Annotated in this window: 18 protein-coding genes and 3 pseudogenes; 13 read left to right on the forward strand and 8 right to left on the reverse strand. The window is 35.6% G+C overall.

What is annotated here, in order from left to right:
- Window positions 1–184 precede the first annotated feature (184 nt).
- Window positions 185–1474, forward strand: coding sequence for an IS110 family RNA-guided transposase (locus tag M5V91_RS29385; RefSeq protein WP_009336049.1), 1290 nt, complete (start codon window positions 185–187; stop codon window positions 1472–1474).
- Window positions 1475–1960: 486 nt separating this feature from the next.
- Complete coding sequence (locus tag M5V91_RS29390) at window positions 1961–2446, forward strand: DUF4871 domain-containing protein (RefSeq protein ID WP_009336050.1); 486 nt, start codon at window positions 1961–1963, stop codon at window positions 2444–2446.
- A gap of 249 nt (window positions 2447–2695) precedes the next feature.
- On the opposite strand, the pseudogene M5V91_RS29395 reads toward M5V91_RS29390, so the two are convergent.
- Window positions 2696–3930 (reverse strand): annotated as a pseudogene (locus M5V91_RS29395) (IS110 family RNA-guided transposase).
- 311 nt (window positions 3931–4241) lie between these two features.
- On the opposite strand from M5V91_RS29395, the gene M5V91_RS29400 reads away from it, so the two are divergent.
- The 10 genes and pseudogenes from M5V91_RS29400 (at window position 4242) to hepT (ending at window position 12016) form a co-directional block, all read left to right on the forward strand.
- Complete coding sequence (locus M5V91_RS29400; RefSeq protein WP_009336051.1) at window positions 4242–4475, forward strand: YczI family protein; 234 nt, start codon at window positions 4242–4244, stop codon at window positions 4473–4475.
- Window positions 4476–5141: 666 nt separating this feature from the next.
- Window positions 5142–5897, forward strand: a complete 756-nt coding sequence (locus M5V91_RS29405) for a F510_1955 family glycosylhydrolase (RefSeq protein WP_284522324.1) — start codon at window positions 5142–5144, stop codon at window positions 5895–5897.
- A 517-nt stretch (window positions 5898–6414) separates the two neighbouring features.
- Window positions 6415–7122: a response regulator transcription factor gene (locus tag M5V91_RS29410; protein ID WP_284522325.1), complete on the forward strand. Its 708-nt coding sequence runs from the start codon at window positions 6415–6417 to the stop codon at window positions 7120–7122.
- A 2-nt stretch (window positions 7123–7124) separates the two neighbouring features.
- Window positions 7125–8189, forward strand: a complete 1065-nt coding sequence (locus tag M5V91_RS29415) for a HAMP domain-containing sensor histidine kinase (RefSeq protein WP_284522423.1) — start codon at window positions 7125–7127, stop codon at window positions 8187–8189.
- A gap of 204 nt (window positions 8190–8393) precedes the next feature.
- Entirely contained in the window at window positions 8394–8606 is a 213-nt protein-coding gene (locus M5V91_RS29420; RefSeq protein WP_009336056.1) for a hypothetical protein, read from the forward strand.
- Complete coding sequence (locus tag M5V91_RS29425; RefSeq protein WP_198286744.1) at window positions 8606–9130, forward strand: DUF2269 domain-containing protein; 525 nt, start codon at window positions 8606–8608, stop codon at window positions 9128–9130. The genes M5V91_RS29420 and M5V91_RS29425 overlap by 1 nt, the downstream gene beginning before the upstream one ends.
- 508 nt (window positions 9131–9638) lie before the next feature.
- On the forward strand, window positions 9639–10277 hold the full coding sequence (locus M5V91_RS29430) for a class I SAM-dependent methyltransferase (RefSeq protein WP_009336058.1): 639 nt from the start codon (window positions 9639–9641) through the stop codon (window positions 10275–10277).
- A 277-nt stretch (window positions 10278–10554) separates the two neighbouring features.
- Window positions 10555–10728, forward strand: a complete 174-nt coding sequence (locus M5V91_RS30800) for a hypothetical protein (RefSeq protein WP_369426013.1) — start codon at window positions 10555–10557, stop codon at window positions 10726–10728.
- 487 nt (window positions 10729–11215) lie between these two features.
- Window positions 11216–11512 (forward strand): annotated as a pseudogene (mntA, locus tag M5V91_RS29435) (type VII toxin-antitoxin system MntA family adenylyltransferase antitoxin); the annotation flags it as partial.
- Between the two features lie 99 nt (window positions 11513–11611).
- Window positions 11612–12016 carry a type VII toxin-antitoxin system HepT family RNase toxin gene (hepT, locus tag M5V91_RS29440; RefSeq protein WP_009336060.1) on the forward strand — a complete coding sequence of 135 codons (405 nt, stop codon included), beginning with the start codon at window positions 11612–11614 and terminating at the stop codon, window positions 12014–12016.
- 644 nt (window positions 12017–12660) lie between these two features.
- Here the strand turns inward: hepT and darG are convergent.
- Window positions 12661–13701, reverse strand: coding sequence for a type II toxin-antitoxin system antitoxin DNA ADP-ribosyl glycohydrolase DarG (gene darG / locus M5V91_RS29445; protein ID WP_019380941.1), 1041 nt, complete (start codon window positions 13699–13701; stop codon window positions 12661–12663).
- A gap of 32 nt (window positions 13702–13733) precedes the next feature.
- Window positions 13734–14327 (reverse strand): DarT ssDNA thymidine ADP-ribosyltransferase family protein, encoded by a 594-nt coding sequence (locus M5V91_RS29450; protein ID WP_019380942.1) that lies wholly within the window; start codon window positions 14325–14327, stop codon window positions 13734–13736.
- Window positions 14328–14791: 464 nt separating this feature from the next.
- Here M5V91_RS29450 and M5V91_RS29455 point away from each other — a divergent pair.
- Window positions 14792–15988 (forward strand): annotated as a pseudogene (locus M5V91_RS29455) (IS110 family RNA-guided transposase).
- Between the two features lie 292 nt (window positions 15989–16280).
- On the opposite strand, the gene M5V91_RS29460 reads toward M5V91_RS29455, so the two are convergent.
- From M5V91_RS29460 to M5V91_RS29475, 5 genes are all read right to left on the reverse strand, one after another.
- Window positions 16281–16652: a ubiquitination-like system serine protease family protein gene (locus M5V91_RS29460; RefSeq protein WP_019380943.1), complete on the reverse strand. Its 372-nt coding sequence runs from the start codon at window positions 16650–16652 to the stop codon at window positions 16281–16283.
- Window positions 16642–17808 (reverse strand): ThiF family adenylyltransferase, encoded by a 1167-nt coding sequence (locus M5V91_RS29465; protein ID WP_019380944.1) that lies wholly within the window; start codon window positions 17806–17808, stop codon window positions 16642–16644. The genes M5V91_RS29460 and M5V91_RS29465 overlap by 11 nt, the downstream gene beginning before the upstream one ends.
- The gene (locus M5V91_RS30805) at window positions 17783–18070 is read right to left on the reverse strand and encodes a multiubiquitin domain-containing protein (RefSeq protein WP_369426014.1); all 288 of its coding nucleotides are present in this window, start codon (window positions 18068–18070) and stop codon (window positions 17783–17785) included. The genes M5V91_RS29465 and M5V91_RS30805 overlap by 26 nt, the downstream gene beginning before the upstream one ends.
- Window positions 18071–18599: 529 nt before the next feature.
- On the reverse strand, window positions 18600–19178 hold the full coding sequence (locus M5V91_RS29470; protein ID WP_019380947.1) for a MarR family transcriptional regulator: 579 nt from the start codon (window positions 19176–19178) through the stop codon (window positions 18600–18602).
- A gap of 63 nt (window positions 19179–19241) precedes the next feature.
- Window positions 19242–20114, reverse strand: a complete 873-nt coding sequence (locus tag M5V91_RS29475; RefSeq protein ID WP_019380948.1) for an ATP-binding protein — start codon at window positions 20112–20114, stop codon at window positions 19242–19244.
- Between the last annotated feature and the right edge of the window lie 536 nt (window positions 20115–20650).

The raw sequence follows: 20650 nt of genomic DNA on the forward strand, positions 1-20650 counted from the left end.
AAAGGGTTCTTATGTACTAGATCAGTTGCTAATCAGGCAGCTTTTTCTTTTTAAACAAAAGGGGCAGCATTCCTGTAATGAAGGAAAATGGAGTTTGAACAAAAAAATAACCTCTTGGTAGAATGAGAGAGTCCTGAAGCCGGGAAGCGAAAAGGACATTACTCAAATACCAGGAGGCTTTAAAATGAATTATAACCAGAATAAGAAGATTGCTCAAATTACTCCTTACACCCTGATTATAGGGGTGGATATCGCGAAATTCAAGCATGTGGCACGTGCCCAGGATTTCAGGGGAATCGAGTTTGGATCCCCTTGTTATTTTGAAAATACAAAAGAAGGTTTTGAGCATTTTCTTCATTGGATTTCGGAAACGAAGAAAGCACATAGTATGGAGAAAGTGATTGTCGGTATGGAGCCAACAGGTCATTATTGGTTTAACCTGGCTCACATTTTAAAAGAGAACGAGATTAAAGCTGTGAACCCCTTGCACGTCAAGAAAAGCAAGGAACTTGATGATAATTCCCCAACTAAAAATGATGTAAAAGATGCCAAGGTGATTGCCCAATTGGTCAAGGATGGAAGATACGCCGAACCTACCATACCGCAAGGTGTTTATGCCGAACTCCGTGTGGCAAAGAAAATACGCGATCTTTTAACCGAGGACCTTCAAACGGTCCAGGGCCAGGTGCATAACTGGATTGACCGGTATTTTCCGGAATTCCTTAAGGTCTTTAAGAAGTGGGAGGGCAAGGCTGCCTTACAATTCTTACGGCTTTATGCTCTACCGCATGAAATAGCCAATTTCACTGAAGATCAATTGCTTATCCATTTAAGAAAATCCGTAAAAAGAAGTGTAGGTGCTAATAAGGTTCGGGAGTTAAAGCAAGCAGCGAGTCAGTCCATCGGACTTCGCCAAGGCTCTGAGATGGCAAAAATGGAGCTGAAAACTCTTCTGGCTAAATATGATTTGATTCAGAAGGAATTCGAAGAATTGGACGGAAAAATAGATTCCCTGCTTGATGAAATTCCAGGTGTAGCCCAAATGTTAGCGATCAAGGGTGTTGGAAGAGATACAGTCGCTGGTTTCTTTGCGGAAGTGGGTGACCTGCGTGAGTACACTCACCCCCGACAAATTATTAAGCTGGCTGGCTTGAGTCTGAAGGAAAATACGCCTGGAAAGCATAAGGGAAAAACCACCATCTCCAAGAGAGGACGGAAGAAGCTAAGGGCTCTGTTGTTTAGGGTTTGCATGATTCTCGTTGCCAAAAATTCAGCTTTTAAGGCCCTGCATGCTTACTTTACACAACGGCCAGACAACCCGCTAAAGAAGATGCAGTCCCTTATCGCTTTGTGTAATAAATTGATTCGTATTTTCTTTAGTATAAGTAAAAAGCAATTTGAATTTAGTGAAGAAAAGATGTTAAAAGATATCCCTCACTTGGCAGGATCAAAGAAGGCAGAACTGGCCGCTTAATTCTGGTTTCGTTTAGATTAGAAATAGGTCTTGGCTTATAGTTTTGGAGACCATTTGAAGCACGGATTAGTCGGCAAAGCAACTAAATTACGGGCATGGACCCTGTGGGGCAGCATGGCCGACATCCACCTCATGGAAAGGTTGGACGAAGGAATTTGAGAGCAAAGACTCTGTGAGGCATGGGAGGGTTGACCTCCATGAGATATGTGGACATCTACCAGTGCGGTCATATTCTTACTATTCCACCAATTTATGTAATAGATTGGTTAGTGGGTTGTAGCTCATTTTTCTCGGTGTGTCCAAATATATCCTTTTCAGTGACTATCCTCCAATTGAAACCCATTTACCGGCAGGTAAATAGCTATGAAAATCTAAGAAATCAGGAGTAATTGGGTGTGTACGCTTCTTTTATTGAGGGAGGTTAGTTAATAAAGGATATTTGAAGTTGACTGGGAATATATTCATAAAAAGAGTGGGGTGGTGTTTATGTTTATAAAAAGTTTTGTTTCAATTATTTCGATTATTGTTATCTTAACTACTGTAGGGTGTACAAATAAGAATGAGGAAAGCGTAACTACAAATGTGGAAAATAAAAATCTAGCACAAAAGTGGAATCAAAGTCCTCTATTCAAATCTGGTAATTACACTATGATTGGTGAAAAAGGGCGCTTAGGTTTCATTTATGATGATAGTGAGGCTGTTAGATTTTATCCAAATAAAACTCAAAAGTATATGTGGCATTTTTGGGGAGAAGACCAAGAGTTTAATGGAAAACTTAAAGTAGTTGCTATACATGAGAATGATGAAAAGCAAATAACTGTGGTAGAAGGCGGACTAGGTGGTGATAATAACGGAGCAGACCGACACGCCCCATCTAATATGTCATTACCAAAGAGTGGAATGTGGAAATTAGATGTTTATATTGGAGATAAACTATTCGGAAGTGTGTATGTAAAGGTCCATAAGAAATAAACTTCTAACTTAAAAAAGTGTCGGTGTTGTCTTAAAAAAGCAAAAGTTATCATCAACTAATGGGTGCACTGCTTAAAGAACGGCTGCCATTTCAACAATCCTTTTTCTTCAACAAAACCAGCTAATAGTTTGTCAATATTTTTCAATAAAAACTTAAAATATCTCATGCTATACTAAAAATGCGCATGCCAAATAACCTTCCATTATTCTGTTGTTGGAAGGTTTTGTGATATTTAGTTTAATTTGGTTTTAAGCTATATCTTGGAAAGTTGTTTTGCTTTTTAAAAGGGCAAATATCCAGTGTAAGAGCTTATTTACACAAGCAATTACAGCTACCTTAAAAGGTTTTCCTTCTTCACGTTTTTTATCATAGAACTCTCGTAATTTCTTATTTCGAGGAATAATTTCATCGCTTGTTTTACTCTTGCGACAGTCACGAATCGCACAACGAACAGCCATATATAAGGCGTGACGAAGCCTACTGGATCCTCTTTTCGTGATTCGGTTTCTGGTGGCTGTAAACTTACCAGATTCGAATACACTAGGATCAACTCCAGCGAAAGCTACGAGCTTTTTAGGATCATTAAATCGATCTATCTCCCCAATTTCTGAAATGATCGTTGCAGCGATCTTTTCACCGATACCAGGGATAGATTTGATAATATTATATTCTTCAACTTCTTTAGCGAGGGCATCTATCTCTGACTCTAACTTGGATAGGTGCTCTTTGTATTGAAGAATAATGTTTATATACATACCAAGACTCAAAATATGACTCTGATACAAAGTCTTTTCAAACGGATTTCGGTCTGCGGCAGCTTTGAGTTGAATAGCTTTTTCATTAGCCCATCTGTATGAACGGCTTTTACATAATTGAGCGATTTTGTCAGCTATGGTTTCAACGCTTGCCTCTAATATATCTTCAGATGAGGGAAACTCTGAAAGAGTTAACAGTGATACTACCGAATATAAGTCACCAAAAACCCCTCTATATTCAGGAAAGACCTGGTCCAGAATGGCTTGAAATTGTAGCTTTGTTTGGATTAATACCCCCGTTATATTCTCGTGCTGTCTGGTAAGATTTCGAAGGTTTAAAAGTTGAACTCCACGCTTTTTATATGGCTCAAGATCCTCTTTATAAAACAGCTCGCAGAGATGGTAAGCATCGACCGCATCTGTCTTTACTTTCCGAAGACTTGAACTTTTCGCCTTATAAGAAATCAGTGGATTAATGATGATCAATAAATATCCACGGTCCTCCAAGTATTGAACAACAGAGGAATGATAATGTCCTGTTGCTTCTAGGACGATAGGTGGTTTCTTACCTGTTTCTCTCTTTACGACCTCCAGAAACTCTACAAGTAAATCAAGACCTTCAATAGTATGAGAAACTTTAAAGCTCTTACGATATGGTTTGCCTTTATCCAAAAATGCCTGAACCTGACTTTCCCCTTTGAAACATCCAGACCAATGACTGGATTCATTTAAAATCCTCCTCCTAAACTAGTAATTTGCCAGTACCCCTAATTCCTCCATGCAGTGTCACAGCTTCGCTTGTTATACGAGATCTATGTCCCAACCAGCCTCAATCATGTTTCTACAAGCAGGGGGCGAACCGTTTAGTTGACGGGGTCGAAGGCCCCACGGGCAGTTACGTTCTACCCTGGCTACTGATATAATAAGACCAAATAAAAATGGTCAACCAGAAATATCTGGTGACCTTATAATACGAAAGGGCAGGATAGTTTAATAATGAATTAGGGATATGTGGTAACTTGGTTAAAGGGGTTTTTAATTGATAAAATTACTGCAAATTATATTATCAATAACAGTTATTTCACTTGCAGGGTATGGATTGATTACTGAGGATTTTAAGTTTCAACCATATATGATGTTGTTTTTAGGTTTAACGATGTTGGTAATGGGATTAAGAGAATTTCAAAAGGGACAAAAAGGTTACGGCTGGCTAAGTATAGTTGTATTTATATTTATTTTATTTGTATCTATCGAAAGTTTCTTATTGAAGTAACGGGTGCTTTCCTTAAAGATCAGGCTGGAAAAAAGTTAGCCTATTGGTCATTGAGCTAAAGGGCAGTGATTGGAGAAGGAGAGAAAGCCCAGTGTGTAGAAAACTATACTCGACTGAAATTAAAATTTAGAAGAGGTATCTAATATGGATAGTAAACACTGGGTGATAATTTATAGGCTTGCTGTGGTTGGAATTTTGATTTATATTGCTACTCGATTAAATTTATTAATTGACCTTACAAGAGTCCTAATTGAAGTTTTGTGAAAAAATGCACTTAAACAATAGGGTGCTTTTGTTCAATAATCTAAATCAATAGTGAGCTAATAATATGCAAGTTCTTAATCAAAAGTACATATTTCTGGCTTTATTTCATATAAAAAACATACTTCCATAATCAGCATTTTTGTTATGTCAGATATACTAACTACTAATAAAAAACATGTAAAACTGAAGGTCTTCATATTTTCTTGACATCTTTTTAGTAAATTTAAGTCTTAAAGCTGCGCAAAGTATTTTTTTATATTCATGCCCTCACACTCCTGCTGAAAACTTCCTTATAAAATTAATCATAAAATCACGATAAATATTGTGATATCGCCTATTTTCAGAAAGATTAAATGTATTTAGGAGGCGTTCAAAATCAATGTACTGAAATGGAGTATACTTGTGTCGGGATTAGGGGTAATGCTATTAGGGTGCTCAAAAGACCAGAATTACAATGAAGGATTTAGTTACACTGAAGTTACTGATAGAAATATAGAGCATATTCACGGTATAGGGTACACAGAGGAAAAAGAGGAACTCTTTGTTGCTACTCATTCAGGTTTATTGAAATTTTCAAAGGGACGCTGGAATGAATCCACAACCAATAATCATGATTATATAGGATTCCAAGCAACGTATGATGGATTTTACTCGAGTGGTCATCCAGATTCGGATTCTGATTTTAAGGATCCTCTTGGCCTAATCAAAAGTACGGATAATGGAAAGACATTAGAAAAATTAGCATTTTACGGGGAATCGGATTTCCATCATATGGCGGTTGGGTATTACAGCCGTGCGATTTATGTAATAAATGAAGTCCCCAATTCTAAATTATACACAGGTATCTTTTTTTCGAAGAACAATGGTGAAACTTGGGAGTTAAGTGAACTGAATGGTCTAACTTCTAAATCAATTTCTAAAATTGCCACCCATCCAAAGGAGGCTGCACTGGTTGGTATTTCTACAAAAGATGGCCTTTTTTATTCGACAGACTTTGGTGACAACTTTCAGCTAATAAGTAAAAAAGATATGATAACATCCCTATACTTCGAAGAAGAGACTCTTCTCTTTTCCTTAATAGAAGATGGGAATGCTCAATTGTATGAGTTAGATTTAGCTACTAGAATGAAAAAAATTCCTGTTACCCGAAATAAGTGAAAACGATGCAATCATTGAAATAACTTCTAACCCCTTAAATAGAAACGAAGTAGTGTTAATTACACAGACAAATGATATGTTCCTAACAATAGACAGAGGGCTTAAATGGCAACAAGTTGTGACCAAAGGAAAATTGGATGGTATCAGCTGAAAGTAGGCAAACGTACCTTTTGAGTCTAAGAAATAGAAACATCCAACCACAGAAAATAGCAATAGAAATAATATTCAGAAAGATTCAAATGCTTGAAGTGGAATTGAATCTGTGTTCCTTACTATAAACATACTGGAAGAATGCATTTCCTAGATTCCCGTCGTTTCTCCCTCAAAAAGGGTTGGTGACTATTCCTAAATTTTAGTGCTTTTTCTTAAGTCCCCTAGGAGACAAACTGAAATTGATACGTCTTAGCGAATTCGATAGATTTCAATAAAGATCCAATTAATATAAAGTGCCACATAAGTTAAATTTTTTTGTTACCATGAAAGAAAAATGAAAAAAGGAATAAAGCTGGTGAAAAAAATGGAGAAAACGATTTTAGTGGTCGATGATGAGCGTGACATTGTAAAACTAATTACAGAAAGCTTAAAGTTTGAACAATTTAATGCAATACGAGCTTACTCTGGAAAAGAAGCTTTATCTATACTGAAAGAAAACAAGATTGATTTTATTGTTTTGGATATCATGATGCCAGAAATGGACGGTTTAGAAGTATGCCGAAAAATTAGAAAGGAATACAACATTCCCATTCTATTACTAAGTGCACGCAACAGAGATATGGACAAGATTATTGGACTGGAAATTGGTGCAGACGATTATATGACTAAACCTTTCAGCATTCAAGAGCTTACCTCACGCATAAAAGCTCATTTCAGAAAGGTTGACCGTCTATTTCAGGAATGGAGTGGTCTTAGGCACGAAAAGGATATGAACTTTCAAAGTTCAAACTCGCCGCTCATATTAAATGATAAGTCGTTTGAAGCTTTTTTGAATCATGAAAAGCTCGATTTATCGACAAAAGAATTTCAAATTTTATCCTTTCTGATGAATCATCCAAATAATGTCCTCACACGTGAACAAATTTATGATAGCGTCTGGGGAGACGAGTACGGAGAATTAAACACTGTCACGGTTCATATAAAAAATATCCGCAAAAAGATTGGCGTAGAGTATGATTTTATCAAAACCGTCTGGGGTGTCGGGTACAAATATATTGAAGGGAATAGATGAACATGAAGCTAAAAACCAAGCTTCCGTTACTGTTTCTCTTAATATTTTTGCTAATGTTTCTGCTGATTGCAGCCTTTTTTGTCTTATATATAAAATCGTTATTTTCAGATGAAGGGCACGCGTTGCTAGGAAATATTTTTAGTCCGGTTCATTTTCAAATGCTTTTACTTCTTAGTTTTTTAATGGGATTGATATTTGTTGTTTTAACCATATTTTTTCACTTTAACATCACTAAACCGATCGAAACCCTCAATTCGAGGCTAAAAAAAGTAAATATCGGTAACTCCCGAACCCCATTGCATTCAAGAAGAAAGGACGAAATCGGGGACCTGTATAATCATTTCAATGAGATGGAAGAAAGATTATACCAGGCTCATAGGGAACAGGTTGATATGATCGCTGCTATCGCTCATGATTTGAAGACCCCATTAACTTCGATAACAGGATTTGTGGAACTACTCTCCATGCAAAAGAATCTAACTAAAATGGAAACACAGGATTATTATGAGCTTATTATGAAAAAATCAAGACACACGGTGGAGCTGATAGAAACTTTCTCTATGTATACCAAGAATGAGGCTATAGTTGAAACCATTGATATGAGACCGATGGAGGCTCATAGATTGTTTGAAAATATTGCAACTGAATATGAAACCGAATTATCCGGATTCAATTTCAGACTTACATGGAAGCAGAGGTTCAATTCGAACCAAATCATATGTATTAATGAAAACATGATACGGCGCGTATTTGGTAATCTTTTTAGCAATGCTGTCAGATACGGTAACAAGAAAGACCTTCATGTCTATTTGACCGGTTATGCGCAGGATAGTTATTCATATTTTCAAATAGAGGATAATGGTGTTGGAGTGCCATCTAAGGATCTATCATCGCTGTTTCTTAAATTTTTTACAGTAGATAAGTCTAGACAAATGGATAATCAAGGCTCCGGATTAGGTCTTTCCAGTTGTAAATTAATAATTGAACATCATGGCGGGCAAATTCATGCTTTTCAAGCAAATCATGGAGGATTGGGAATCCGTTTTACACTTCCACTTAAAATATAAGAATCTTTTCTGGAAAACTTTCGGTTGAAACTGAAAGTTTTTTTGGTAAGTAACTTCATACTTTTTTATATTTTTTATAACTTTTTATTTTCATATTATCAGCGTTTTAGTTTTCTCATTTACAATAAGTTTGCAAGTATGGTTATGGAACTAAGTAGGATTTTAGAAAAAGAATTCATTACATCTAAGCAGGAGGAAACCTAAATGAAAAAATCACCAGAAAACGATAATGGCCGGAATGTGACTAAAGAGCCGCCGCCAATGCCACGTTGGGTAAAGGTATCTGGGATCATCGTCATCGCCCTGGTACTATTGTTTGTTATAAAGGTGTTTTTTGGAAATGGTGACCACGGCCCTGGTCGCCACTTACCTATGGGTGAACCAACCGAACAGACAGAGCAGGGGACGGCCCAGTGATGACCATGACACCCCGCATCCGTAAATTCGCGCTTACCACACATATCACTGCGTCTGTCGGGTGGCTCGGAGCGGTCATTGCTTACCTAGCTCTCGCAGCCGTTACTCAGATCAACCACGATGCACAGATGGTGCGTGCAGCCTATCTAGCATTAGATCCGATCACCAGCTACGTCATCGTCCCAATGTCCTTCGCTTCGCTGTTAACGGGAATTGTCATGTCCCTTTTCACGCATTGGGGATTGTTTAAGCACTATTGGGTGGTTTTCAAACTTCTTTTAACTGTCTTCGCTACCATCATTTTGCTTGGTTTCACACAGACACTTAATAAAATGATCAGTTTAGCAGCAGATCCGACAACATCGATTCTTGACCTCCGTACAATGGGGGCTGGTATGAATCATGCTGTTGGAGCCCTATTGGTGTTGCTCATTATTACAATATTATCTGTCTACAAGCCTAGAGGCACAACCCGATATGGGTGGCGTAAGGAGCAGGAGAAGCGCAATTTGCCAAAACCGTGATGTAGTCTAGTAGGTGCTACCAACTTAAGTCAAATTTATTTAGTTGTTAGATAAAATGTTCAACATAAACCATTACTAGATAGGCAATCTAAAAACCTAACACAGGCAGTGTTAGGTTTATCTATAATATAAACCAATACCTAAAGGGGTTAGTGAAATTTCTTGAATTGCTCATTTCCATTCAACTCATTCTGTGAGTCTGCCGCTCTGTTATTGAAAATGTTAAATCCTCATCCCAACGCCTCTCAGTCAAATAAAAAATCTCTTATTAATAAAGTAAAATTCACCTTTCATATTCTTATGCAAATTCTCCATTGCGGGTAGATATATAGGATTCTCCTATCGACTAATGCAGGGAGTATAGAATCTGGCATAGAGATGCATTTTTTTAAATAGTAGTAATGTTGAAATAAAATCTTAATTATAATTAGAATGAGAATTGAAAATAAAAAAAGAGGTAAGTACTAAATTTGATTCCCCAAATAATACACCATTTGGAGGGGTATGTATGGGATTTAAAAAATACTTTGCTTGTCAATCTAGAAGTCCCAAAGGTTTCATTGGTAAGTTAATGGGTAAGTTGATGAATAATATCAATGCTCCGATGAATGAAAAGACAATCCAATTACTCGATATTGAAGAACAGGATCATATACTAGAAATAGGTTTTGGTAACGGAAAATATATTGCAGATATTATTAAAAGAATAAAGGGAACTCATGTGTGCGGTATAGATTATTCTGATACAATGGTCCAGGCTGCAACCAAACTCAATAAGGCTTTCATCAAGCAGGGGAGAGTACAGATCAAACAGGGAGATATAGAAAAAATTCCTTTTGACGATTCGATGTTCAATAAAATATTTTCAGTGAACACGATTTACTTTTGGTCTCGTCCAATTCTTGCCCTACGCGAGATAAGAAGAGTGCTCAAGCCGGGAGGTAGGTTGGTCATTTCGTTTCGTTCCAGGGAGATAATGACGGAAAGAGCATCTGATGACTATGATTTTAAATTATATACTCCAGCAGCAGAGGAAATCGAGAACTTACTAACAAAAACCGGTTACTCAAGTATCAGGATAGAACATTTTATCGACAAGTCCATAGACTATTATTGTGTAATAGCGGAAAAGCAAGGTACCGACTAGTCAAAAGTTATTGGCGATCCAGCTGCTAGGTGGGTAAGAGAGTCTAGATAAGGATGCGAAACCTATTGAAGCAGGCCTATATTCCGTACTTTTCAATTTGGTATATTTAATTACAATTTGTATTTATGGGTAAAATACAAATAGATAAGTCGAATATAAAGGAGAGATAAACTTGCAAAAATTGCAAATAGAATTATATTCAAGACCAACATGACTGGATTGTAAAGAAGCGAAGGAGTTTCTTTCGCAGCACGATATTAAATACATTGAATATGATTTGACCCAGGTCCCTGATAAAGAGGAGGAAATGATAGAAAGAACGGGTTCACGAATTGTACCTACTTTTGTAATAAAAGATAAAAGACTTCCCGGTTTTATTAAACGCCCTGAGATTTTTATTGGTTTCGAGGTAAATAAGGACAAAATTGTAAAGTTACTAAATGTGCAATAATATAAATTAAAAAACAGATAAGCATGTAGATAAGGATTTAGAATTATAAGTTTTTGACTGAAATTAGAAACTAATAAATTTTATTTAACCTCAAGCTCTTTTATTCAAAATTTTAATAGTTACACAAACAAGTTAATATATTATAAAGGACCGCCAATAGGTGGTCTCATTTATTTTGTTTAGTGTTGAGTTTAATTTAGTTAGGCATTTAAGATAAAAAACATAATGTTTCTATTCAATTAAGGCAATGGGGGATTACCATACAACTATTCGTATAATAACTATTTTACGAATAGTTATAATCGACATGTAAACAAGGGCCTGCTATAATTAATATACTTAGTATTCTTTATATTTTTGAATAAGAAATTAATTAGTTTATTATCACGATGAAATTATACATAATTGGAGTTATACCATCCGACATTTTCCACCTTTAAAGTTAAAGATCAATCTCAGGATTTTTAGTAAAGGAGCGGTTTAAATATTGAATCCACACCTTGAAGAAACCATTATAGATGTACTACGTGAAAAATTATCCCCCGATTGGATAGTTATATTTGGTTCAACTGTCAGTGGAAATACCCATAAGGAAAGTGACATTGATATTGCATATTTGGGTGACACAATAAAAGCGGATAAATATCAAATATTCATGATTGCTCAGGAATTAGCAGCAAAACTCAACAAAGATGTGGACCTCATTGATTTAAACCAGGCCAGCACAGTATTTCAAGCCCAAATAGTTCAATCCGGAACAACTATTTATTGTACCAATGAGCACAAAAAAGCTGAATTTGAAGTTAGAGTATTAAAAATGTATGCGAAGCTAAACGAGGAGCGATCAGAAATTTTAAAAAAATTGACGAAAGCGGGACAATTTATGAAAAGTGATGTAATTTTAAACAAAATAAATATAATTGAACGCTGTATTAAACGAATACACGAAGAATACGACAAGAACCCAAAAAATCTAGAGAATTATACAAAGCAAGATTCCATTATTTTAAATCTACAGCGGGCTTGTGAGGCAAGTATTGACTTGGGTATGCACATAGTAGCTGTTAAAAAGCTGGGACTCCCACAGCAAAGCCGGGATGCCTTTACCCTATTGGAATCTGAAGGTATTATTCCCTCCTCTCTTTCAGATAAGATGAAAGCTATGGTTGGATTTCGTAATATCGCGGTTCATGATTACCAAGAAATCAATTTAGTGATCCTTCAAAAGATACTTGATAATCATTTAGTGGATTTCTTTGAATATACAAAAACCATTTTAATGCACTGATCTAGTTTTAGATAATATTATTATGTAAATTACTATTCGTAATAATTGTATTATACGAACATTAGTTCCATTATTTTACACCCATAATCATACAGTTCTTTTCTTGCCTCATGATTTAAACGAGCATACAGCTGCGTTTGTTGTGGGCCATTATGCCCTAAAAGAACCTGTATACAGGCTAACGGCATTCTATTCCGTGCTAAATGCAGAAAAGGTAGGGCGAAATATAAACAATTCGCTCTTTTTTACGTTTCCCTTTTGGTATTGTTATCATACGTTCCGGTCAATTAATATCCTCTTTTTTCATGTCAACTAACTATATAAGGCACACAGTCCTGGCATATTGTCATAATGATAGTAAGTTGCACTCTAGAATAACCAAAGGAATGTCTCAATTCTGAAGACATTCCCTTTTCTATCAAGATATATTTAGTTCTTACCATTTTTATTTAAATACAACTCTTCACAATCTTTAAACTCATTTTCAATAATTACAGGAATGCTGATCTTATTGTCAAAAAAGCTGTCTTCTGACTGCTCTTAGAGTTTTCCCATTCAAACATTTTTATAAATCAAACTTTAGCTTCACATCTTACTAAGTCATAAAATAGCACCTCATGTGAGATGCTAAAAAGTTTTGCTATTTAACTATGATGGGAAGTACGCCTTTGGCTAAGCGTGAACCCCATTAACGTTTTTTCAATAATATCCGTTTCGAATAACTTTTCAATTCCATTGATGATTTCCTCTTTAGAAAACCTATTTGCCTTATCTTCTGACCAGCACTTAAACTCATCGACAATTTCTTCCTGAGATAGTTCTCCTTTCTCCTTTAATAAATAAGTAATTGTCGATAAGCATTCCAGTTCATGGTTAGAACTTAAATTGTTAACGTACTCTGCTGCTATTTTGATAAATGGCACTAAAGTTCCCAATTTAAATTCTACCTGACCGCTCACAATTTTATTGTAGAGAATCCCATATGCTTCTTCAGTATTCATCACACCATGATATTTCTGAAATTCTTTGATATTCCTGCTAATGATGGCAATAGAGTTATCGTATGGACCGTATTTATGTCTAGTGAAATTGAAGTAACTTTCCCTAGAAAACACATCCATATAGAAAGCTGTTTTTTGAAGTCTTAACGTATCAAATTTATTAAGGTGATGTTTAATACTCATTAATATAAGCGCTGATAAACTTAGATTAGGTTCTGCTTTTGGTTGTGATACGTAATTTTGAGATGGTTCAAAAATGTAAATTTGAACCTTTTCATCTACTACTGCCAATTTTTTCTCGATTATCGTTTTCACTTCGCTCCAAACTAGTCCTCCATTACCAGCTCCTAAAGGCGGAATAGCTATGGATTGAATACCTAAATTATCAATTAATGGTATGAGTTCATCCAGTCCTTTTTCTACATATTCTATTTTGGATTTTGCTCTCCATTTATTTTTAGTTGGGAAATTCACTATAATTTTACCGTCTTCTATAAAATAGTGAAGCTTTCCAATCTGTAGCTCACCTGTCTTACAAGCTTTGACATAATCCTTATTGTTCTCCGGAAATTTCAACTTAAATTGATATGCAATACCTTTTCCCATATACCCTTCACAGTTTACAGTATTAACCAGAGCCTCAGCTGACGATTTTAGTAAGTCACCTGTTGTATAAATAATCACGTTTTCACCTCACTTTCTTTTAGCAGATTTTTCTATAACCACCGTCCAACATCCACAAACGGTGGCGTTTTGTTAATACCTTTAGAATGCAATTTATTCATAACAACCGACCTTGTTCCTTCATTTTTCACATAAATGCAATGAAAGAGCTTAGCAGGAACAGTTAAAGGCGTCAAACATTCAGCCATTTTTACATTCTTAGTATATCGATCTTCCGTACCTAGTTTGTGCATCGTATCCCAATCGATTGCTTCAAAACCTTCTTCATAGTCATATAATTGATAATTTTCTTCAATATTAAGTGGATGTCTTGGTAATATTTTAAACTTATTATGTTTAGCTAATTCTCTTGTAATACAAATATACATAAAGTCTTCATCTTCATATGTGCTTTTTACAGCAACATCAAATGAAGAATAGGGATGAAAGTGAAATGGAGTATATACATCCAGTCCAAGTTCTGTACGTTTAGAAATAATCTTTGAATCTGCAATATCAAAGAAACGAACATCATTATCCTTAACTAATTTCCTTGATATTAAACCATGCTCCAATATGGAGTCTAAATTCGACAATCGAGTCAAATGATATAAGAGTTTTCCCTTTTTTATATTCCCTATCGCCATGTTAAAATTCCACCTTAATATAATACTATCAATATAGCAAGCATGTTAGTTTCATTCTATAATTATACCATATTGTGGAATAGCCACATTAGCAATTTTATAATAAAGCTAAGTACATTCCTTCCAGAAATAATTTTTTTGCACAGTATAGGTCTAATACGCCATAACAGATTAATTTATCTTATTCAACAAACCTGCCCCGTTAGCCATCCATGAAGCACAAAAATCAGTGCTTCACCACAGAGAATGAAAATGGTTTTGAACCGTCAATACTTATTCTACGGCTGGAGAGGAAGGTCGCTGAACTATAGTGCGTTAGAGCCCATCCGTTAGTCTAACTCCACCGACCACGGTGCACCACTGACTGTAGCTCCCTTACGGGAAGCACACATGGTAGATTAATCCTATTTCTGGTTGATGCACCAGCCTCTACTTTAATGATTGCCGTAGAAAGGATGTTTTCAATGGATGTAGTCAATGAAAGAGCTTGTGGTATGGATGTCCATAAGGACAACATTACTGCCTGTATTATCACGCCTGAAGGAAAGGAGGTTAAAACTTTTTCTACTAAGACTGTATTTCTATTGAAGTTGATTGACTGGGTTAAGCAATATAACTGTACACATGTAGCATGGAAAGCACGAGCGTTTATTGGAAATCGTAAAATTACTGGAAGCTGAGGATATCGAGTTTTTAGTGGTGAATGCCCAACACATGAAGGCTGTTCCAGGACGTAAGACAGATGTAAAAGATGCAGAATGGATTGCCAAACTGCTTCGCCACGGGCAGCTTAAAGCCAGTTATATTCCCGACCGGAATCAACGTGAACTTCGCGAGCTCGTTCGTTATCGCCGAAGCATCATTGAGGAGCGTGCAAGACAACATAACCGGATTCAAAAGGTGTTAGAAGACGCAAACATTAAGCTGGGATCAGTGTTTCGGGTGTACTAGGTGTTTCGGCGAGACATCCTTGACGCAATCGCAGATGGCGAAGAGGATCCTGAGAAACTAGCAAACTTCGTACGACGCACCATGAAAAAGAAGAAGGAAGAATTGAAACTAGCTTTAAAAGGCTATATTAACTCACATCAACGGTTAATGTTGAAAACCATTTTGGGCCACATTGATTTTCTGACTGAACAGATCGAGATGCTCGATCAAGAAGTTGCGAAAAGAGTAAGCTCTCATCAAGAGGATGTGGAAATACTTGATTCAATTCCTGGCATTGCGACAAGAATGGCTGAACAAATCCTTTCTGAAATCGGAACTGATGTAAAAAAGCAGTATCCCACTGCAGCCCATATGTGTTCCTGGGCAGGCTTGGTTCCAGGACAGAATGAAAGTGCAGGAAAAAGGAAATCGGCTAAAACTAAAAAAGGAAACAAGTATTTAAAGTCCGCTTTGACTGAGGCAGCTCATTCGGTAAGGGGATCCAAAAACTATCTCGGAGCACTGTATAGGCGTACAGCCTCAGGAAAAGGCAAGAAACGCGCTGGTATTGTCGTCGCTCACGCCATATTACGTATCTCTTATTATCTTCTAACTCGTAAAGAATTGTATGTAGACTTGGGCGAAGACCACTTTGATAAACAGAGACAACAATTAGACGACTCGAAAGCTTAGGATACACAGAAACGTTGGAAGAGCCTAAAGCATCCTAATTCCAGTCAAACTAATTACCATAGATCCTAATGTGGCGCTCTCCCCTTAAAAAAAACAAATGAGCTGCGTCTTCTTCAGTATTGCCTTTTTTTGAGAATTGCAGAAGTTAATTTCATGGTAGTGCATAATTCTATAGTACTATTTAGCGAAGAGTTCACTGTGAACACATCTTGTCTTTACCCTTAGCTGTAACAAAGATAGGTATATTTCATTTTTAACTTTCTTCAATTTAAAAAGACCTGGTAACATAACCAAGTCTTTAAATTGTTCTTATTAAAATAACATGAAGAATTAAAGCTTAAAAAGTCTTTTAATCTTATCAATTAGACGATTACTCTTTTGAACATGCTTTTTTACAGACTCTTGATCATTATTTATAACTTCTTGAATGGCAGTTTTTGATATTGATCCTGCCCAAACTATCTTATCATTTGTAATAAAGTAATGTGATTGACAAGGGTGACTCCAATTTCCTATAGATGGGGAAAGTGATACCGTTTCGCCGTCATATGTTAATTTCCATCTCGATGGTGAAAGCGAAGTGACAATGTTAGCTCCGCATCCACACGCACATTTATGTTTCGCGATATCATACTCAATCGAAATATATAATACATTTTGTTCAATTTCTGATGGGATAAACTCAACAAATTTATGTTGCATGACTTACAGCTTCTTCATCAAGAATGAATGTTGAATGATAAATTGTTTCATCGCTAAGATAAAAACCAAACATCTTCTTCCATGTAACTATACCCATTACAGCATTTAGAGCATTCAACTCCGAAATTTGAATGTTTTGAGCATACACATCATCATCTGCTGCTTGTCCCATTGCAATTTTATTCAATGATGAGCTATTGTCAGGGGTAATCAGTGTTTTTCTAACGGTTCCCCTAATGGAATCTCCTACAACTGTTAGCCCTATGCCCAAGTCAACAAACGGAATATTAGTCTTGGTAAGATATTCAGTAATAATCCTTTTAGGTTCTGCTAGGTCCAGAGCAAGAAAAACAAAATCATGTTCACCTAACATATGCACATTTGACTCATCAAGATACTCCTCATGTGCAATGATGCCATTTCTTAGTTGATCATACTTACTCTTAAGAAATGCAACTTTACTTGGTTTTTGCTGAAGCTCATCTATAGCTACTGCACCCGGCATTCTAAAGACATTATGATTGAATAAAGTATCACCGTCAAAGAGAGAAATCTGTTTTACCGGTGTTTTGCTAACAAAATCCAAAATAAATGATCCTGTGCCTCCTAATCCTACAATCGCAATTTTCTGTTCCTTAAATTTATTGGCAATATGAGATAAACCTGCTCTGGCTGTATTGGTATCAGGATACAGAAATACACTTTCGTTGTTATAGTCCTCAAAATCAAAGTTCTGTGCTGTTACGCTTGAATCGATGGACTTTGCTGGGGCAGATAACAGGTTTGCGTACTTTAGAATTTTTGTATAGAAATCCGGATATTGACCGCTTGGTGGTTTTGCCGAGAAATAGTAATTTCCCACAATATCTTGATTTAAAGGATAATGCGACTGTGAATTTACGTATGATTTGTCTTCGTTTCCAAATTGATCGCAAGGATGCTCCCCTGCGAATCGAACTGTGTGATCTTGGGGAGCTACTGTATTTAATCCAGATAGCGTCAAAGGACAAAAAATTGTCCCAAACAGGACTTTTTTATCCTTGTTAACATAAGGAATTCCTTTTACGACAAGATTATCTTTTACGAATGATACGTTATATCCTTCATCAACCAACCTTTTCAAATCTTGATTATGATCTATTAGTTGAGTCGACATTTATCCTCATTCCTTCCTTCATCTTTATTGAATCTCCGAAGGAATAATCCCGGCTGTGTTTTTCACCTTTATCGTTTTTTAGCGTAGACACCATAGTGTATGATTTTTGTGAATCATCGTAGCTTCCATATGCAAGAGTAACTATCTCTTGAAAGGAATAATCTCTTTTCTCAACTTCCTTTGGTTCACCGTTAATAATGACAGTAAAATTTTTTTCATTTTGCTTGCTCCTTCTCAATTTATTAGAAGAAAGAAGCTCCACTTTTTAGAAGATATGAATTTGATTTACATCAAAATTTACGATATAATTTAACCGACTAAAGTTTTTATTTCATATCTTTCTAAGGTGGAAAAGCTATTTTTAGCTTCTTTCCACTTTTTTCATTATATGAATTTTTATTCAAAAATACTAACAATTTTACTTTTTTTCATTAATTGTTCGTGTTTAGTCAATAAAAGATCCGTTGATGATCTTGAATGTTGGTGTAATATCGATTCCAATAGTTTTTAAAGCTTCGTGAAGAAATAGTAAACATAGAACAAAACCGGTTAGTTTCTTTACTACATTCTCATACAAAACAGTCATTTACCAAATCACCCCTTTAAATTGTAAAATACTGCTTGTTTTTTGATCCATAAATCGACTGGTAAAGGCTTTTATTTTATCCAATTTCCATTACTACGCCAATACGACCATTTCCTGTTTTTCCTTCGTTTCCATGTTTCTCACCTTCTTCTATGACCCGTTTTCAATTTCAAAATTGAAGTCCTCTTTTTAAAAAGCCTGCTATTTAAAACAAGCTTTTGTAAACAAATTGTCTTCCGCCTTCAGGCATCTGTATCTCTTCCCGTGCAATCAAACGTTTTTCATATAATTTTGAAAGTTGAGTGCTTGCGGTATTAATCTGTTTGTCAAATGCATCCACAACATCTCTGGCAGTAACTTCTTTTCTCGTATACACAAATTCTAGAATTTGCTTTAATGATCCCTTAGATCCACCGAGATAGCCTAGTATGGAGAAGGAATCCTCCTCTTTCGCCATAATACATAACTGTTCGATGTTTAACGTACTATCAATGTTATAGGCATGATCATGTACTTCTTCTGGACTTAAATTTACTAGATAAATATATTTCTCAACTTTTTTATCTATAAATTCACTAATAAGCCACTTTAATGGTTTAGCGATTACTTCGTCGATACCAGATCCATTCGTATCCCCAATATAAGACATGTCCAATACAAAGACTGTATTTATTTCTGCGTCATTCATCTTATTCATTATTGACTCTTTGAGATTTTTTAGTTGAGTACGATTTAATAATTGAATAGGTTTTTCATGAATTCTTAATAGTAATTCAGTTTTCATGTTTTTCGCCCTCTCGATTTCAATTTCAATTTTGAAATCTATAATGTTATTAAAAACTATTGTTTAAAGCCTGTCAATACTATAATTTACTTTTATGGAAAAAAAGGTTCCAAATGAAGTTTTGCCTTCTAAAGTAGGATTTACTTCATCCTTTGTAATTTCATATACAGAATTATTAGTTCGTAATGCAACTGATGCTTCAGACCACCTGAAAGCTCTTTGTTTTATATCCATTAATCCTTTACCACGATCTTCTTCACTAAGTCTAGAAGCTTTGGTAGTGATGGCCGCTTTTACGATATCATGAGGAGAATTTTCGGATAAAACATCTTTTAAACTATTGTAAATTCCTTCTCCACGATCCGCGACTGCTATTTCTATTTCGTTTTCATCTTCATTGTTTTTTACTGCAATGAAACAACTAGAATTTGTATGATCAATCACATTGTTGCCCAACTCAGTAATAAAAGATTGAATATCTGAAATACGATTCCCCTTTAGACCTTTGTTTTTAAAAATCCTTTTAATCAATGTACTTATTTCTACAATTTGAGGGTGGGTTGTTGCTACTCTAATCTCTAGCAATTTATCCTCTAGGCTATTACGGTGTCGATTATACAAGGTTGTCATATCCTTTTGTTCTTCAAATTGTTCTTTTACATTTTTACTGCAGACTTTAAAGAAATTCATTCGTTCCATATATTTAATAGGACTGATATTAAAAGGAGCGACAATACCAACTTCAAAATGGTCTTCAAGATAATCTAGCACTGACAAAAGTCCGGTGAAGCCAATAGGCGTAATATACCTCAATCTCTTCATATTTAAGGTTACAGCAGCACGTGAGTTTAATTGATCAACTACTTCCATTGTTTTATTTAGCAATTGATGAATGTCATCTATTGTTGATAATGTTCTATTTATCATTATTTCCATCTACATCAAACGCCGCCTTTAGCCTTTAGCTTTTTGTTCCAATAATTATATCACGAGTTGATAATCTGGTTAATATTTCTCATAAAATTCGGGTTAAATATTGAACCAGCCCCCAATTTAAAACATATCTAAGTAGTTGAGCTATTTTACAACCCTACCTTAGTAACACGTATGGAACTGTCGTATTTGGCTTGTTCATACTGCCCAATAATTAAAACTTACTTATTTAATATTAGCAACGAGATTGTTAAAGATTTTGTTATTATACAAATTCCTTAATATTGATACACAGTATTAGTCAAGAATGCATAAAGCAGTTTACCCTGGAAAAAGCATGGCCAATCTCTTGTCCAGAGATTACCTCAATAAGGTCCTTGCTCGCAACACCAAGCTTATTTTGTTTGGCCAAAAGTGTCAACAATGCACATAAAGCAACTTAAGCTAGGCAAACTCTTAGGAGATTTCCACAATACTAACTCTATGCTGAACATTAAATCCTTTATTTTGCAAAAAGATGATGATAAAACACTTCTTTT

Source organism: Cytobacillus pseudoceanisediminis (assembly GCF_023516215.1).
GTDB classification, from domain to species: Bacteria; Bacillota; Bacilli; order Bacillales; family Cytobacillaceae; genus Cytobacillus; species Cytobacillus pseudoceanisediminis.